Origin of the sequence: Streptomyces shenzhenensis, assembly GCF_003688995.1 — a bacterium.
Lineage (GTDB): Bacteria > Actinomycetota > Actinomycetes > Streptomycetales > Streptomycetaceae > Streptomyces > Streptomyces shenzhenensis_A.
The window spans coordinates 40,326-57,041 of sequence record NZ_PENI01000037.1 but is presented as its reverse complement, the minus strand read 5'-3'; the positions used below and the strand labels follow the sequence as shown (position 1 = coordinate 57,041).

Below are 16,716 nucleotides of genomic sequence, written 5' to 3'. Positions count from 1 at the left end.
GATGAGCAGGCGAACCCGCCCGCGCACCGACATCGCGTTCCCGTTCCACGCCGACCGCCGGGGACGCACCGCGCACGCCCGCCCCGCCGACCACGTCCACGATCTGATCGAGCAACTGCTGTTCACCAGCCCCGGCGAGCGCGTGATGCGCCCCGACTTCGGCTGCGGACTGCTCGACCTGGTCTTCGCCCCCAACAGCCCGGAACTGCTCAGCACCGTCGAACTCTCCGTCCAGGCCGCACTGCAGCGCTGGCTCGGCGACCTCGTCGAGGTCGTGTCCCTCGACGTCGAGGGCGGCGACGACGTCGTACGCGTGCATCTGTCGTACGTCGTGCGGGCCACCGGCACCGTGCGCGAGGACGTCTTCGAGGGGAGGGCGGCATGAGCGCGGGAACCACCCGGCGGACCAAGGTGCGCGCCGCCCAGCTGGGCGGGGTCGACGCCGTCGAGGTGAGCGACGACGGGCTGCTGCTCACCGTGACCTTCCTCGGCAAGGCCCCGCACGGGCTCGGCCCGGAGAACGTCCGCATCGACGGCGGCCGGCGGATCACCGGCATCACCGCCGTCGACGTCAGCGTCGAGCGGGAGGAGGACCCCGAGCTGGACGACCGGCTCCACGTCACCCTCGACCGGGCGGGCGACACCTCCCGCTACCGGCTGTCCCTGGTGGAGACCGACCCGTACGGCCGGCCCGGCACCGAACCCTTCCGCGGCTTCGACCAGCGCTACCACAGCGCCGGGTTCGCCTTCCGGCCCGACTGTCCGAGCCCGTTCGACTGCGCGGACGGGCACGAGGAAGAGCCGGAGTTCCCGGCCGCGCCCGTCATCGACTACACGGCCCGCGACCACGACACCCTCCGCAAGCTGCTCCTGGACCGGCTCGCGCTCACCACCCCCGACTGGGCCGAGCGCAACCCCGCCGACCTCGGCATGACGCTGGTGGAACTGCTCGCGTACACCGGCGACCAGATCAGCTACCAGCAGGACGCGGTCGCCACCGAGGCCTACCTCGACACCGCACGCCGCCGGGTCTCCGTCCGCCGCCACGTCCGGCTCATCGACTACGCGATGCACGACGGCTGCACCGCCCGCACCTACGTCACCGTGGAGACCACGGGCGACCACACCCTCGCCGCGGGCACGTACCGCTTCGCCTCCGTCGACGTGCGCGCGCTCGACCCGCACGACCGGCCCGAGCCGGGCACCGTCATCGACGAGAACGACCTCGGCGACCTGGACGAGCGCGGCTCGGTGGAGGTCTTCGAACCGGTCGTCGCCGTCGAACCGCTGCGCCTGCGGGTCGCGCACAACGCGATCCGGCTGTGGACCTGGGGCGGCGAGGTGTGCGCGCTGCCGAAGGGCGCCACCGCGGCCACCCTGCGCGACGCGTGGCTGGACCCGGAGACCTGCCGGGAGCGGCGGCTCGACCTCGGACCGGGCGACGTCCTGGTCCTGGAGGAGGTCAGGGGAGCGCGCACCGGCACCCCCGGCGACGCCGACCCCGCCCACCGGCAGGCCGTCCGGCTGACCTCCGTCACGCCCGGCCTCGACCGCATCGAGGACCAGCCGGTCCTGGAGGTCACCTGGGCCGCCGAGGACGCCCTGCGCTTCCCGCTGTGCCTCACCACCCGCGGCGGACGCGACTGCCGGCCCGTCGAGGACGTGACGCTGGCCCGCGGCAACGCGGTCCTCGTCGACCACGGCCGCTCCGGACCGCGCGAGACGGTCACCGTGCCGCCCGTACCGGCGGTCACCGCCCCCTGCGGCCCGTCCGGCCCCGGCTGCCGGGACGCCACCGAGGGCAATGCGCCCGCCCGGCTGATCACCGCACTGACGGAGCGCGCCGAGCACGGTGACGCGCTCACCCCAGACGACGTCCGTACGCTCTTCGAAGCCGTCGGGGAACGGGCCACCACCCGTGCCGGGATCGGCCTGGAACGCGCCGGCCAGCGCCGTGAACAGGTCGTGCCCGGCACGGCGTACGCCCAGGCCGCCGCGCTGGGCACGCTGCTCGCGCAGTCGGTCTTTCCGGGCCTAGCCCCCCGGTTCCGGCCGGTCCTCGGCCGCGCCCCCATCGCGCAGGCCGTGCCGTTCCCCGACCCGGGCACGGTCGCCGCCGGACAGGCCGAGCGGATCGGCGCCGTCCCCGCGCGGGTGCGCGGTCGGCTCGTCGAACTGTGGCGCAGCGCCCGCGACCGGGACGGCCTCGGCGAGGAGGAGATCGCCGAACTCGCCGTGATCTACGGCCTGAAGGCCCTGGAACGGCTGGAGCTGCGCCGCCACCCGGCCCGCGCCCTGCGCGAACTGCTGCACCGCAGTGACGAGTTGCTGGACGCCAAGCTGCGCCGCGTGCGGATCCTGACGGCCCGCGCCCGCGCCGGCACCGTGCTGGACGGCGACATCGCCTGGGAGATGGCACACACGTGGGGCCCGGCGTACGCGGCCGGACTGCACCCCGACGAGCCGGTGCTGCGCGGCTCGGCGTCCGCCGCCCTCGCCCAGGACCCGCGCCGCGCCCTGCCCGCCGTACGGCTCCACGAAGCCGAGGCCGAAGCCGGCACCGGCACCGAGACCGACACCGGCAGCGGTGCCGTCTGGGAGCCGCGCCGCGACCTCCTGGACAGCGCGGGCCGCGACCGGCACTTCGTCGGCGAGCTGGAGGACGACGGCCGGCTCGCCCTGCGCTTCGGCGACGGCCACCGCGGCGCCCGGCCGGCCCCGGGCGCCCGGCTGAGCGTCCGCTACCGGCTGGGTGGCGGCACCGCCGGGAACGTCGGCGCCGAAGCCATCAACCACCTGGTGGCGGACGGCGGCGACCGCGCGGGACTCCCGGTCGCCGCCGTCCGCAACCCGCTGCCCGCCACCGGCGGCACCGAACCCGAACCACTGGAGCAGGTACGCCAGTCGGCCCCACTCGACCTGCGCCGCAGCCGGCTGCGGGCCGTCACCGCCGAGGACTACGCCACGCTCGCCGCCGCCCTGCCGGGGGTGCAGCGGGCCGCCGCCGAGATCCGCTGGACGGGCAGCCTCCAGGAGGCGCACGTCGCCGTCGACGCCCTCGGCACCGGCGAACCCGGCGAGCAACTGCTCGCCCTTGTGGCCCAGGCGTTGGAGACCTACCGGCGCATCGGTCACGACCTGGTCGTCGGCCCCGCCCGCCGGGTACCGCTCGACATCGCCCTGGCCGTGTGCGCCCGGCCCGGCCACCAGCACGGGCAGATCCTGGCCGACCTGTACCGGGCGCTGGGCAGCGGCCGGCTCCCGGGCGGACGCCTCGGCTTCTTCCACCCGGACGCGCTGACCTTCGGCGAGCCGGTCCGGCTCAGCCGGCTGGTCGCCGTGGCCGCGGCCGTCCCCGGCGTGGAGAGCGTGACGGTGACCCGGCTGCACCGGCTGTTCGAGGAGGACCGAGGAGAGAAGGAGGACGGCGTGCTGCGGCTCGGCCCGCTGGAGATCGCCACCTGCGACAACGACCCGGACCGGCCGGAGAACGGCCGGCTGGCGATATCCCTGGGAGGCGCCCGATGACCCGGAGCTGCTCCTGCGGCGGCGCATGCGGCGGCCACGACGAGCGCCTCGCCCCCGCCCCGCCGCACAACCCGCCCGGCCGCACCGCTCTCGACCACCGCGTCGGCGAGTACGGCTCCTTCCTCGCCGCGCTCCTCGACCGGCTCGCCTCACCGGCCTACCCGGCCCTGGCCGGGCTGACCGTGCGCACCCCGGACGACCCGGTGATCGGCCTGCTCGACGCCACCGGCGTCCTCGGCGACCTGCTCACCTTCCACTCCGAGCGGATCGCGGACGAGGCCTTTCTGCGCACCGCGGACGAGCACCGCTCGCTGGTCCTGCTCGGCCGGCTCGTCGGGCACCGCCCGCGGCCGGGCGTCGCGGCCGGCACGCATCTCGCGTACACCCTCGAACACGATCCGCGGGCCGCGACGCTGCCCGTGCTGATCCCGCGCGGGGCGCGCAGCCACAGCGTGCCCGCCTCCGCCGGCGAGGAGTCGCTGACCTTCGAGACCGGACGCGACCTGACGGCCCGCTGGGACTGGAACGAGCTGAAGGTGCGGCGCCGCCGCCCCTCCCTCGTCACCCCCGAGGACCTCGAACGCCGCTCCGAACTCTTCGTCGAGGGCACCGCGAACTCCCTGCGGACCGGCGACCGGCTCCTCTTCGTCTTCGGCGAACAGGCCGGCGGCGAACGGACGGTGCTGCCCGTGGCGAACGTCCGCGTGGACCGCGAGGAGGAGATCACCGCGATCTCCCTGCCCACGTCGGCCCCGCCCACGCTGAAGGAACTGGCCGACGAGGTGCGGCGGTGGGTCGCCGAACCCGCGGCGCCGGGCGAACCGGGGGACGAGCCGCCGACGCCCGAGGTCCCCGACCCGCGGCCGGTCAGCCGGCTCATCGAGGAGTTCGACGACCAGGTCCTCGCGCCGCTGCGGTCCGACCTGGACGGCACCACGACCCCGGAGGGCCTCGCGACCCGCCTCGCCGAGCCGGTCGCCCGGCTGAACGAGGCACAGGTGCTGGCCGAGCGGTACCCGGACGTGGCCGCGTGGTTCGAGCGCCTGGAGGCGGTCCTCGCCGGACTGGCCGCGGGCGCCCTGGACCTGGCGCCCGCCCGGCCGGTCAGGACCGGCCCGCCGTCCGCTCCCGCGGGCACCGGCGCGCCCGCCGCCACCCGGACCGACGGCCCCGGGCCTCGCGCCACGGCGGCGACCGCGCCCGCCACGCCCCGGTCCGTGGCCCCGGCCGGGACACCGGACCCGCGTCAGGCCGCCCTGCGGGCCCTCGCCGATGTCCTCCCGGCCCTGCGCGGCTCCGCGCCCGCCCCCCGGGCCGGCCGCCGCGCCCCACGCCCCGGCACCGACACCGCGCGGCTCCTGACCGCCCTGGACCCCGGCCTCGGCAGCCTCTATCCGGCCTGGCGCACCGCCGCGCCCGCCGCCCCGCACCTGCTGCGCGAACTGCTCGCGCTGCGCGTCACCGCCGCCCCGTTCGGCGCCACGGCCCCGCTCAAGCCGGTCCAGGACGACCGGGGCCGGGTCATCCGCAGCGCGGACTGGCCGCTGACCGGGGCCGTGCTGACGAGCATGCGCGTGGTGTTCGACACCGCGGGCAGGGCCCCGGTCCGGGCCGAGTTCCAGTACGTGGAGGGCGCCGGCTCCGACCAGCGCGCCGAGAACCTGCCCGCCGCCCAGCCCGTCGGCTTCCCGCTCGGCCCCGGCCAGGTGGAGCTGTCGACCCGGGCCGCCCAGGACCGCGACCTGAACTGGCTGGGCCGCCGCCCCGCCGACTCCCAGGAGCCCGGCGTCACCGCCCGCCTCCACTCCGGGCTGCCCGAACGCACCCTGTTCGTGGCCCGCCCGGACGAGGACGGACCGGTCCAGGTGGGCGTCCACAACGGCACCACCCACGAGACCACCCTGCGGCCCGGCGCCGCCGAGCAGTTCACCCACGGCGAGTACGAGGTGACCCTCAAGTACACCGTCGGCAGCGCCGAACCCAACGTCGAGATCGTCATCGCCGGCAAGCCGGAGCCCGTCAACCGGCGCGTGCTGCAACTCGACACGGTGCACGACGGCATCACCGTCGGCAGCTGGGTGGCGATCCGGCGCCCGGCCAAGGGCGCCGAGGGCGGCATCCCGGGCGATCCGGAACTGGCCTTCGTCACCACCCAGGTGGTGGCCGCGCGCACGGCCGCGTACTCCGGCTACGGCATCACGGGCCGCGGCACCGAAGTCACCCTCGCCGACCCCTGGCTGGACGAGTTCGACGTCCTCCTCTCCCACATCCGCGACACCACGGTGGACGCGGCGGGCGAACCGCTGCGCCTCGCGGACGAACCGCTCGGCGACGAGGTGCACGGCAACGAGATCGAACTCGCCGAGCTGTACGACGGGTTGCGTCCCGGCCGCACGCTGATCGTGACCGGCGAGCGCACCGACATCCCGGGCACCGCCGGGGTCACCGCCACCGAGGTGGTGACCCTCGCCGCCGCCGACCCGGCCGTCGACCCCCGCCTGCCCGGCGACCGGGTGCACACCCGGCTCACCCTCACCTCCGACCTGGTCCACCGCTACCGCCGGGCGACCGTCCGCATCCTCGGGAACGTCGTCGAGGCCACCCACGGCGAGAGCCGGGAGGAAGCCGTCGGCAGCGGCGACTCGGACCGCCCCAACCAGAGCTTCGCGCTCTGGCAGTCCCCGCTGACCTGGCTCGCCGCCGACAACCCCCTCGGCGCCACCCCCGTCCTGGAGATCCGGGTCGACGGCGTCCGCTGGCACGAGGTCGACAGCCTCGCCGGGCGCGGCCCGGCCGAACGGGTCTACATCACCGGCACCGCCGCGGGCGGCCGGACGACCGTGACCTTCGGCGACGGCGTGCACGGCGCGCGGCTGCCCAGCGGCCACGAGAACGTCCGCGCCCGCTACCGCTTCGGCACCGGCAAGGCCGCCAACGTACCCGCCGACCGGATCACCCAGCCCCTCACCCGGCCGCTCGGCATCACCGCGGTCACCAATCCGCGCCCGGCGACCGGCGGCGCGGACGCCGACGGGCCCGGCCTGACCCGCCGTACGATCCCGCTCGCCGTCTCCGCCCTGGACCGGCTGGTCTCCGCGTCCGACTACGCGGACTTCGCCCGTTCCCGGGCGGGCATCGGCCGGGCGACCGCCCGTGAACTCTTCGACGGCCGCCGCCGGGTGCTCCATGTGACGGTGGCCGGGACCGACGACGTGCCCATCGCCGACGACGCGGACGTGCTGCGCGCCCTGCGCGGCGCCCTCACCGAGTACGGTGACCCGAACCTGCCCGTCCGCGTGGACGTGCGCGAACTGGTCCTGCTGCTCGTCTCCGCCAAGGTGAAGGTGGCCCCCGACCACGCCTGGGAGCTGGTCGAACCCCGGCTGCGCCAGGCGCTGCTGGCCCGGCTCGGCCACACCGGACGGGAACTGGCGCGGCCCGCCCGGCTGTCCGAGGTGCTGGCCACCGCCCACACGGTGCCCGGCGTCGACCACGTGGACGTCGACGTCTTCACCGGGGTGCCCGCCTCGGCCGGCCCCGAGCAGCTCACCGCGCTGCTCGCCGCCCCCGGCGCGCCCCGCCCCTTCGTACCGGCCCGCCCGGCCGCGTACGAGGAACGCACCCACACCGTCCGCGACGAGCGGGGCGAGACCCTGTCGTCGGTCTGCGCCCGGTACGGCATCCCGCTCGCCGAACTGCTGCGCCTGAACCCCGACATCACCGACACCCGGCGCCTGGCCGAGGGCCGGACGGTGTTCGTCTTCCGTGGCATCCGCCCCGCCCAGCTCGCGCTGCTGTCGGCGCGGGCCACCGACACCCTGATCCTGACGGAGGTCAAGTGATGTGCCCCGACGTCGAGTTGGAGACGCCGGCCGCGGTCGCGCCACGGGATCCCGACGGGCTCGCCGAGCTGCTGCCACGATGGCACCGGCTGCGCGACGCCGAGGAGGGCGAACCGCTGCGCGCCCTGCTCGCGGTGATCGCCGAGCAGTTCGACCGGGTCCGCGACGGCGTCGCCCAGAGCTACGAGGACCTGTTCGTGGAGACCGCCGCCCCCTGGGTGCTGCCCTACCTCGGCGACCTGGTCGGCTACCGCACCCTGCCGGGCCACGAGCGAAGCGAGGCGGGGACTCCCCGGGCCGCAGGCCCGGGGAGTGTTCTGGACACCGGCCTGTACGGCGGCGGCCGGGACGCGCTCGCCGAGGCCGTCGCCCCGCGCCGCGATGTGGCCGCCACCGTCGCCCACCGCCGCCGCAAGGGCACCCTCCACCTCCTGGAGGAACTGGCCGAGCAGGTGGCCGACTGGCCCTCGCGGGCCGTCGAGCTGTCCCGGCTGGTGGCCCACACCCAGCCCGTGAAGCTGTACGGCAGCGGCCCGCGCGGGGAGCGCGGGCGCCTCGTCGACCTGCGGGACGGCGCGGCGCTCGCCGTCGCGGGCGGCCCGTTCGAACAGACGGCCCGCACCGTCGACGTGCGCCGCGCCGACTCCCGCCGCAGGCAGGGCGGCCGGACGCCGGCCGGGGTCGCGCTGTTCGTGTGGCGGCTCCGGGCGCAGGCGCTGACCTCGGCACCGGCCTACTGCATCGACCGCGCCCGCAACCTCTACACCTTCTCCCTCCTCGGCAACGACACCCCGCTGGTCACCAGGCCGGTCCCGGAGCCGTCGCCCGCGCACATCGCCGCCGTCGACAACGTCCCGGCGTTCATCACCCGCAGACTGCTGCACGACCGGCTCGCCGACTACTACGGCCCCGGCAAGAGCCTCGTCATCCGGCGCGACGGCGAGGACCGGCCCGTACCCCTCGCCGACGTGCTGGTCGCCGACCTGTCGGACTGGCGCTACCGCCCGCGGCGCGGCCAGGTCGCCGTCGACCCGGAGCTGGGCCGTATCGCCTTCGGGTCCCGGTCCGCACCCCGCCAGGGCGTCCAGGTCGACTACCACCACGCCGCCGGCGCCGACCTGGGCGGCGGCGAGTACGACCGCGACCGCGCGGCCCGCCCGGACGCCACCGTGCTCAGGGTCGGACCCGGCCAGCCCTTCCAGCGGATCATGGACGCCTACCGTGCCTGGCAGCAGGACCGCGGCCCCGGCCGCACCGGGATCATCGAGATCACGCACAGCGGCGCCCACCAGGAGCAGCTGGACTTCGACCTCGACCCCGGCGACCGCCTCGAACTGCGCGCGGCCGAGGGCACCCGGCCGGTGATCCGGCTGCTCGACTGGTACAGCAACCGGCCCGACGCCCTCAACATCCGCGCCGTCACCGACGACTGCGCACCCCACGAACGGCCCCGCATCACCCTCGACGGCCTGCTGGTCGCCGGGCGCGGCATCAACGTGACCGGCCCGATGGGCGCCGTCGTCGTCCGGCACAGCACACTGGTGCCCGGCTGGTCCCTGGAGCCCGAGTGCGCACCGCACTCGCCCGACGAGCCCAGCATCGTCCTCGACCGCACCACCGCCTGCCTGCGGATCGAGCACAGCATCCTCGGCACCATCGAGGTCATCGGCGACGAGGTGAGCGAGGACCCGCTCGACATCCATCTGCGCGACAGCATCCTGGACGCCACCGGCCACGACCGCACGGCCCTGTCCGCCCCGGACTGCCGCCACGCCCACGCCGTGCTGCATCTGCACCGCACCACCGTCATCGGCGAGGTGCGCACCCACGCGGTGCGCATCGCCGAGAACTCGATCCTCACCGGCAAGCTGCACGTGGCCCGGCGCGGCATCGGCTGTCTGCGGTTCTGCTACGTCCCGCCCGGCTCGCGCACGCCGCGCCGCCACCGCTGCCAACCGGACCTGGCCGGTCCGCAGCAGGCCGCCCGGGTACGGCCGTTGTTCGCCGGCGAACGCTACGGAACCCCGTGGTACGGGCTGCTCGCGGACCGCTGCGCCGAGGAGATCCGGCGCGGCGCGGACGACGGCGCCGAACTCGGCGCCTTCCACGACCTGTACCGGCCGCAGCGCGAGGACGGCCTCAGGGCCCGGCTCGCCGAGTACACGCCCGCCGGCACCGACGCCGGGATCTTCTTCGTGACGTGAGCCGCCCGCCCGCCGCCCTCGTGACCTCATCCTGAACCAGGGGGACCCCCTTCATGCACGCCGATCTCTCCCGCTCCACCTTCCGCCCCGAGCGGCACTACTCCGCGGTCGTCGCCCAGCAGGGCCGTGTGCAGCTCGACGCCGACCTGAACGAGCAGGCCGCGATCCAGCTCCGTCAGGTCCGCACCCGCACCGCCGACCTGATCGGCCGGCACGGCGGGCCGCGCGACGCCACCGGCTTCCGCATCGAGTACGTGGGCGGCAAACACGACATCGACACCCTGCACATCCACGGCGGCCGCTACTACGTCGACGGCATCCTGTGCGACGCGGACCGGCCGGCGCCGCAGGTGCCCGTGCCCGAGGACGACACCGCGGCGGACCGGCAGCCCGCGTCCGCGCAGCCGTACTGGGACTACTGGAACCAACCGGACGGCTTCCGCGACCCGGAGCGGCCCGGCGACCGGCTGCCCTCGCCCGGCCGGTCGCCGTTCGTGGTCTACCTCACGGTGTGGGAGCGGACCGTCAGCGCCGCAGAGGACCCCGCGCTGCGCGAGGTCGCGCTCGGCGCCGCGCTGCCCGACACCGCCGTCCGCGCCAAGGTCGTCTGGCAGGTGCTGCCGCTGTCCCTGGGAGAGCTGGAGATCGAGGACGCCGACCCGTCCAAGGAGGTCGTCAGGGCTGCCTTCGACCGCTGGGCGCAGCGCCGGGCCGCCCCCACGGCCCGGCTCGCCGCCCGCGCCGAACGCCCCGAGCACGCCGACGAGGACCCCTGCCTGGTCCGGCCCGACGCGCGCTACCGCGGCCAGGAGAACCAGCTGTACCGGGTCGAGGTCCACGCGGGCGGCACGGCGCAGGACGCCACCTTCAAGTGGTCCCGGGAGAACGGCTCGGTGGTCTTCCCGGTCGACGGGCTCGACGGCACCTGGGTGGAGCTGGCGTCCCTCGGCCTCGACGGCAAGCTGGACCTCGACGTCGGCGACCTGGTCGAGTTCACGGACACCGCGTACTCCTCCCGGCTCGACGCCCTGCCCCTGCTGCGGGTCGAGGAACTGGACCTGCCCGGCCGCCGGGTCCGGCTGTCCGCCGAACCCGACCCGCGAGTCGGCCGGCTGCCCCATCTGCACCCGTTCCTGCGCCGCTGGGACCACCGCGGGGGACCCCGCCGCAAGGGCCGCACCGCGGCGCTCGACGGCGGTGCGATCCCGGTGACCGAGGGGGAGTGGCTGCCCCTGGAGGACGGCGTCGAGGTGTACTTCGCCGCGGACGGCGGCTACCGCACCGGCGACCACTGGCTGATCCCCGCGCGCACCGCCACCGGCGGCGTCGACTGGCCCGTCGACCCGGCGCGCCGCCCCCTGCTGCGGGCACCGGCCGGCATCGACCGGCACTACGCGCCGCTCGCCCTGGTCAAGGGCGAGGAGAGCGCCGTCGATCTGCGGCTCGCCTTCGGACCGCTCGCCAGCAGCATCCCGGCGGCGGACGAGGCGACCCTCGCGGCGGAGGCGTCCGCCGCCCGGGAGGAACGGACGGCGGAGGCCGACCTCTCCGGCGGCCGGTCACAGACCACAGCGGCGGCGGAGGCGGCCGTGGAAGGAGACGAGTGATGGCCCAGCCGATGAGCGCGTCCAAGTTGGTGGAGATCCTGCGGGCGGAGGGTGTGACCGTCCACGAGGTGCGCAACTGGCGCGCCCACAACCGCAACACCAAGGGACCCTGGGGCCCGATCAACGGCGTGATGATCCACCACACCGTCACCTCGGGCACCCAGAACTCGGTCGACATCTGCTACAGCGGCTACTCCGGCCTGCCCGGCCCGCTGTGCCACGGCGTCATCGACAAGAAGGGCCATGTCCACCTCGTCGGCAACGGCCGCGCCAACCACGCCGGGCTCGGCGACAGCGACGTGCTGCGGGCCGTCGTGAACGAGACGAAGCTGCCGCCCGACAACGAGGCCGACACCGACGGCAACCGGCACTTCTACGGCTTCGAGTGCGTCAATCTCGGCGACGGCAAGGACCCGTGGCCGGAGGCTCAGAAGGACGCCATCGCGCGGGTCGCCGCCGCCATCTGCCGGCACCACGGCTGGAGCGAGCGGTCGGTGATCGGCCACAAGGAGTGGCAGCCGGGCAAGCAGGACCCGCGCGGCTTCACCATGGACGGGATGCGCGGGCGCATCGCCGACCGGCTGGCCGGAAAGGGCGGCGGGGGCGGGAAGGACTCCGGGCAGCCGCAGAAGCCCAAGCCGTCGTACGCACCCTTCCCGGGCAGCGGCTTCTTCCACATCGGGCAGAAGGCTGCGGTGATCACGGCGATGGGCCGCCGACTCGTCGCCGAGGGGTGCAGCCACTACGAGCGGGGACCGGGCCCGGAGTGGACCGAGGCCGACCGCACGTCGTACGCGGCCTGGCAGCGCAAGCTGGGCTTCAAGGGCAAGGACGCGGACGGCATCCCCGGCAAGGCCAGCTGGGACAGGCTGAAGGTGCCGTCGGACGGCTGAACCGGCCCGCCGGGCGGGGCACTCAGCCCTGCCCGGCGTTCTCCTTCCGCAGGTCCTTCAGGCGTGCCGCCTCCTTGCGGACCCCGGCCTGGGTGGCGCGCTCCCGCTCCAGCCACTCGGGCCGCTCCCGCTTCAGCGCCTCGATCTGCTCGGTGGTGAGCGCTTCGGTCACCCCGCCGCGGGCGAGGCCCGCGATGGACACGCCCAGCTTCTCCGCGACCACCGGGCGCGGGTGCGGGCCGTCCTGTCGCAGCGCGCGCAGCCACTCGGGCGGCTCGGACTGGAGCCGGTTCAGCTCGGCGCGCGTGACGGCACCCTCCTGGAACTCTGCGGGGGTGGCGGGGAGGTACACACCCAGCTTCTTCGCCGCGGTCGCGGGCTTCATCGTCTGGGTGCTCTGCTGCGACTTCATGCGGTCAAGGGTATCGGCCGGGTGCGGGGGCGCCGACCGCGGCCGGTAGGCTTGGCCCGGTGACAGACCCGGAGGAAACACCGTCTTTCCGGCTCGCGTACGTCCCCGGAGCGACGCCCGCCAAGTGGGCGCGGATCTGGCACGAGCGCCTGCCCGGCGTCCCGCTCGACCTCGTCCAGGTCCCGGCCGCCGAGGCGGCCGGGACGCTGCGTGCCGGCGCGGCCGACGCGGGGCTCGTCCGGCTTCCGGTCGACCGGACGTACTTCAGCGCGATCCCGCTGTACACCGAGAGCACGGTCGTGATGGTCCCCAAGGACCATCTGATCACGGCCGCGGACGAGGTGACCCTCGCGGACCTCGCCGACGAGACCGTCTGTCACCCCCTCGACGACGTCCTCGGCTGGGACACCCCGCCCGGCGAGCCGGCCTTCGAGCGGCCCGCCACCACCGCCGACGCCGTCGAACTCGTCGCGGCCGGCGTCGGCCTCCTCGTCGTCCCCCAGTCACTGGCCCGGCTGCACCACCGCAGGGACCTGACCTACCGCACGGTCGTCGACGCCCCGCAGTCGGCCGTCGCCCTGTGCTGGCCCGAGGACGCCACCACCGACCTGGTCGAGGACCTCATCGGGATCGTGCGGGGACGCACCGCCAACAGCACCCGGGGCAGGGGCACCCTGCAGCCGGGACAGCCCGAGCCGACCCCGCCGAAGCGGAAGCGCCCCGAGGCCGCCGGCCGGCGGCAGCCCACGGCCGGTGGCGTCGGCGGCCGCACCCGGCAGGGCCGGTCCGCCGCGCCCAAGGGGACCAGGAAGGGCCGGCCCCGACGCGGCTCCTAGCCGATCCGCTGCCCGGGGTCGCGTAGGTCGGCGAGGGCGAGGGTCAGTCCGGCCAGGACGAACACGAGTGAGGCGGTGAGGCCCAGTCGGAGTGCGTCCACGGCTCGCCCGTGGTTGGCGAGGTGTGCGAAGTAGACCGCTCCCACGGCGGCGATGCTGGCGGCAGAGCCGATCCGCTGTCCGGTTCGCAGCTGTCGGCGGCTACCGGCGCGTGGCGATCGGTCAGTCGTGCGGTGCGGGGTCGCGTAGGTCGGCGAGGGCGAGGGTCAGTCCGGCCAGGACGAACACGAGTGAGGCGGCGAGGCCCAGTCGGAGTGCGTCCACGGCTCGCCCGTGGTTGGCGAGGTGTGCGAAGTAGACCGCTCCCACGGCGGCGATGCTGGCGGCAGAGCCGATCCGCTGTCCGGTTCGCAGCTGCCGGCGGCTACCGGCGCGTGGCGGCCGGTCAGTCGTGCGGTGCGGGGTCGCGTAGGTCGGCGAGGGCGAGGGTCAGTCCGGCCAGGACGAACACGAGTGAGGCGGCGAGGCTCAGCCGGAGTGCGTCCACGGCTCGCCCGTGGTTGGCGAGGTGTGCGAAGTAGACCGCTCCCACGGCAGCGATGCCGGCCGCGGATCCGATCCGCTGTCCGGTCTGCAGCACCCCGCCGGCCGCCCCGGCCCGGCGCACCGGCACCCGGGCGAGCGTCAGCGTGGTGTTGGGGGAGACGGTCAGACCGGAGCCGACCCCGGCGACGAGCAGCGGCAGCGCCGCCGCCCACCCCACGCCCGGCACCCGCTGCACGGCCACCATGGTGCCCACCAGCCCCAGTGCCACCCCGGCCAGCCCCAGCACCACCAGCCTGCGGCCGTGGCGTACCACCAGCCGGCCGCCGGCCAGCGCCGCCACCGCCGAGCCGACCGCGAACGGCATCGCGGCCATCCCCGCGGCCAGCGCGCTGTAGCCCAGGCTGTTCTGCAGGAACAGGGTGTAGACGAAGAACACCGAGGTGAAGCCGGCGAAGTACATGAGGCTCAGCAGCGCGCCCAGCGAGAACGACCGCAGTGCGAACAGCCGCAGATCCACGAGCGGGCCCCGGCCGAGCCCGCCCTGCCGCCGCTCCCACGCACAGAACAGCACCAGCAGCAGCACGGCCACCGGGACCAGGGCCCACTTGCCGCGGCCGGGCCACGCCTGTTCCTGCACCAGCGGCAGCATCAGCGCGAGCGCGCCGAAGCCGAGCAGCAGCACCCCCGGTACGTCGAACCCCTCACCGGCGTTCCCCCGCGGCGCGGTGTTCGGCAGCAGCCGCAGCGCCGCCGCGAACACCGCCACACCGATCGGCAGGTTGACGTAGAACACCCAGCGCCAACTGCCGGACAGCTCGATCAGCAGACCGCCCGCCAGCGGTCCGACCGCCGTCGAGACGGCGACGACGCTGCCGAACGCGGCGAAGGCGCGGGCCCGTTCGGAGCCCTGGAACAGCTGCTGGATCAGCCCCGACGTCTGGGGCGCGATCAGGCCGCCCGCCATGCCCTGCAGCAGCCGGAACACCACCAGCCAGGTGCCCGTCGGGGCCAGCCCGCAGGCCGCCGAGGCCAGCGTGAACAACCCGACACCGGTGAGGAAGACCTGGCGGCGGCCCCGCAGATCGCCTAGCCGTCCGGCGGGCACGAGGAACAGGCCGTAGGTGAGGGCGTAGCCGGAGGCCACCCAGGACAGATCGGCCTGGGCGGCGCGCAGCCCGCGTTCCATCGAGGGCAGGGCGACGTTCACGATCGACGTGTCGAGCAGGGTCATGAAGCCCGCCGTCAGACAGACCGCCAGCGCCTTCCAGCGCCGTTCGTCCGCGACGGGCTCGGTCTCCCGCGCCTGGACGGTGGTCATGGGGACCCGAGTGGGCCGGGCCGCCGGGCGCCGGGACCGGTGAGCACGGCGGGGACGGTGGGGACGCAGTGGGACAGCCCGGGCTGCCGGTGCGGGGGGAGCGGGTCGGTGGGCATACGAGCGCCTTCCTGTGCTGTCCTGCGACCACGCTAGGAACAGCCGCCGCGCCCCGCGCGCCGGACCCGCGCCGCAGCGGACCGCCGACCGGCCCCGCATGTCCGTGAGGCGGGGCCCGCGCCGTGTCCCACAGCCGAACAGCCGTACTGCTCCGCTCGGGTGGCGACCCCGCCTCGGCTCCGCCGCGCGGATGGTGCGGGGATGAGGCGCCGGGCCGGGCAGTGCTTCCGCTCGTGGTCTCGGACAGCGGCCGGGACGTCGTCCGGAAGGCGCCTGACCGGCGGGCTTGGTCTAGACCGTTATTGATCGACTGCTACCGTCAGCCCCGGACGCGGCACGCACGAGAGGGGACAGCGGTGGCAGACGGCTACAGGCGACGCAGGGCCTTCATCGGGTCGTTCACGGCGGCGGGCGGGCCCGGGCTGGTGACGGCCGCCGTCCACCCGGACACCGGCGCGCTCGCCGTGCTCGGCAGCGTCGACGGCGTCCCCGATCCGTCGTACCTGGCCCTGTCGCCCGACGGGGACACGCTGTACGCCGTCAGCGAGACGGCCGACGGTGCGGTCGCCGCGTACCGGGTCAAGGGCGACAAGCCGGTGCTGGCCGGACCCCCGGTGCCGGTCGGCGGCAGCGGACCCACCCATCTGAGCCTGTACGCCGGGCACGTGCTCACCGCCAACTACGGCTCCGGGAGCGTCACCGCGGTGCCCGTGCGCGCCGACGGCGCCCTGGCCGGTGCCCGGTCCGGGGTGCTCCAGCATGTCGGCGGGGGCCCGCACGAGCGGCGCCAGCGCGGCCCGCACGCCCATCAGGTGCAGCCGGACCCGAGCGGCCGCTGGGCCGTCAGCGTCGACCTCGGCACGGACTCGGTGCGGGTGTGCACCCTGGACGGGGGAACGCCCGCGCTGCACCGCGAGATCGCCCTGCGCCCCGGCTGCGGCCCCCGCCACCTCGCCTTCCACCCGGACGGGGCGTCCGCCTACGTCGTCAACGAGCTGACCCCGACCGTCACCGTGTGCCGCTGGGACGCCGAGACCGGTGCTCTGCGGCCGCTGACCGAGACGCCGGTCCTGCCGGGCGCGCCGGCCGGTGACGCCTATCCGTCGGGCATCGTCGTCTCGCCCGACGGTCGGTTCGTGTGGACCGCGACCCGTGGTGAGGACGTCCTGTCCGTGTTCGCCGTCGAGGGCGAGGGGCTGAGGCTGACCGGCACGGTGCCCTGCGGCGGCCACTGGCCGCGCGCGCTGGCCGAGAGCGGGGGCTTCCTGTACGCGGCCAACGAGCGCTCCGGGAACGTCACCTGGTTCGCGGTCGACCAGGAGAGCGGACTGCCCCGCTACGACGGCTCGGTGGACGTGCCCGCCGCCTCCTGCGCGGTCTTCGACTGACACGCGCTCCGACCTGACCGGCGCC

At 75.3% G+C, this 16,716-nt stretch carries 12 protein-coding genes; 8 read left to right on the top strand and 4 right to left on the bottom strand.

From position 1 onward, the window contains the following. Nucleotide 1 precedes the first annotated feature (1 nt). From CTZ28_RS38325 to CTZ28_RS38300, 6 genes are read left to right on the top strand one after another with little or no spacing between them, the layout of a single operon-like run. Complete coding sequence (locus CTZ28_RS38325) at nt 2–385, top strand: GPW/gp25 family protein (RefSeq protein ID WP_121894374.1); 384 nt, start codon at nt 2–4, stop codon at nt 383–385. Next, a complete protein-coding gene (locus CTZ28_RS38320; protein WP_121894373.1) occupies nt 382–3,528 on the top strand; it encodes a putative baseplate assembly protein in 3,147 nt (1,048 codons plus the stop codon). Before CTZ28_RS38325 ends, CTZ28_RS38320 begins: the two co-directional genes overlap by 4 nt. After that, nucleotides 3,525–7,370 (top strand): putative baseplate assembly protein, encoded by a 3,846-nt coding sequence (locus CTZ28_RS38315; protein WP_121894372.1) that lies wholly within the window; start codon nt 3,525–3,527, stop codon nt 7,368–7,370. Before CTZ28_RS38320 ends, CTZ28_RS38315 begins: the two co-directional genes overlap by 4 nt. After that, on the top strand, nt 7,370–9,574 hold the full coding sequence (locus CTZ28_RS38310; RefSeq protein ID WP_121894371.1) for a hypothetical protein: 2,205 nt from the start codon (nt 7,370–7,372) through the stop codon (nt 9,572–9,574). Before CTZ28_RS38315 ends, CTZ28_RS38310 begins: the two co-directional genes overlap by 1 nt. Before the next feature lie 53 nt (nt 9,575–9,627). Further along, complete coding sequence (locus CTZ28_RS38305; RefSeq protein WP_121894370.1) at nt 9,628–11,181, top strand: DUF6519 domain-containing protein; 1,554 nt, start codon at nt 9,628–9,630, stop codon at nt 11,179–11,181. After that, nucleotides 11,181–12,074 (top strand): peptidoglycan-binding protein, encoded by an 894-nt coding sequence (locus CTZ28_RS38300; RefSeq protein WP_121894369.1) that lies wholly within the window; start codon nt 11,181–11,183, stop codon nt 12,072–12,074. Before CTZ28_RS38305 ends, CTZ28_RS38300 begins: the two co-directional genes overlap by 1 nt. A gap of 22 nt (nt 12,075–12,096) precedes the next feature. On the opposite strand, the gene CTZ28_RS38295 is transcribed toward CTZ28_RS38300, so the two are convergent. Beyond that, nucleotides 12,097–12,486 carry a DUF5997 family protein gene (locus CTZ28_RS38295; protein WP_121894368.1) on the bottom strand — a complete coding sequence of 130 codons (390 nt, stop codon included), beginning with the start codon at nt 12,484–12,486 and terminating at the stop codon, nt 12,097–12,099. A gap of 59 nt (nt 12,487–12,545) precedes the next feature. On the opposite strand from CTZ28_RS38295, the gene CTZ28_RS38290 reads away from it, so the two are divergent. Next, nucleotides 12,546–13,322 (top strand): LysR family substrate-binding domain-containing protein, encoded by a 777-nt coding sequence (locus CTZ28_RS38290; RefSeq protein WP_121894367.1) that lies wholly within the window; start codon nt 12,546–12,548, stop codon nt 13,320–13,322. Here the strand turns inward: CTZ28_RS38290 and CTZ28_RS47440 are convergent. The 3 genes from CTZ28_RS47440 to CTZ28_RS38285 all read right to left on the bottom strand — a co-directional run bounded on the left by CTZ28_RS47440 (nt 13,319) and on the right by CTZ28_RS38285 (nt 15,186). Then, on the bottom strand, nt 13,319–13,468 hold the full coding sequence (locus CTZ28_RS47440) for a hypothetical protein (RefSeq protein WP_183154799.1): 150 nt from the start codon (nt 13,466–13,468) through the stop codon (nt 13,319–13,321). The two genes, CTZ28_RS38290 and CTZ28_RS47440, sit on opposite strands and share 4 nt — an antisense overlap. Before the next feature lie 76 nt (nt 13,469–13,544). Then, on the bottom strand, nt 13,545–13,691 hold the full coding sequence (locus CTZ28_RS47435) for a hypothetical protein (protein WP_183154798.1): 147 nt from the start codon (nt 13,689–13,691) through the stop codon (nt 13,545–13,547). A gap of 76 nt (nt 13,692–13,767) precedes the next feature. Continuing rightward, a complete protein-coding gene (locus CTZ28_RS38285) occupies nt 13,768–15,186 on the bottom strand; it encodes an MFS transporter (protein ID WP_121894366.1) in 1,419 nt (472 codons plus the stop codon). A gap of 473 nt (nt 15,187–15,659) precedes the next feature. Here CTZ28_RS38285 and CTZ28_RS38280 point away from each other — a divergent pair, with 473 nt between their 5' ends. After that, nucleotides 15,660–16,691 carry a lactonase family protein gene (locus CTZ28_RS38280; protein WP_121894365.1) on the top strand — a complete coding sequence of 344 codons (1,032 nt, stop codon included), beginning with the start codon at nt 15,660–15,662 and terminating at the stop codon, nt 16,689–16,691. The last annotated feature ends 25 nt before the right edge of the window (nt 16,692–16,716 follow it).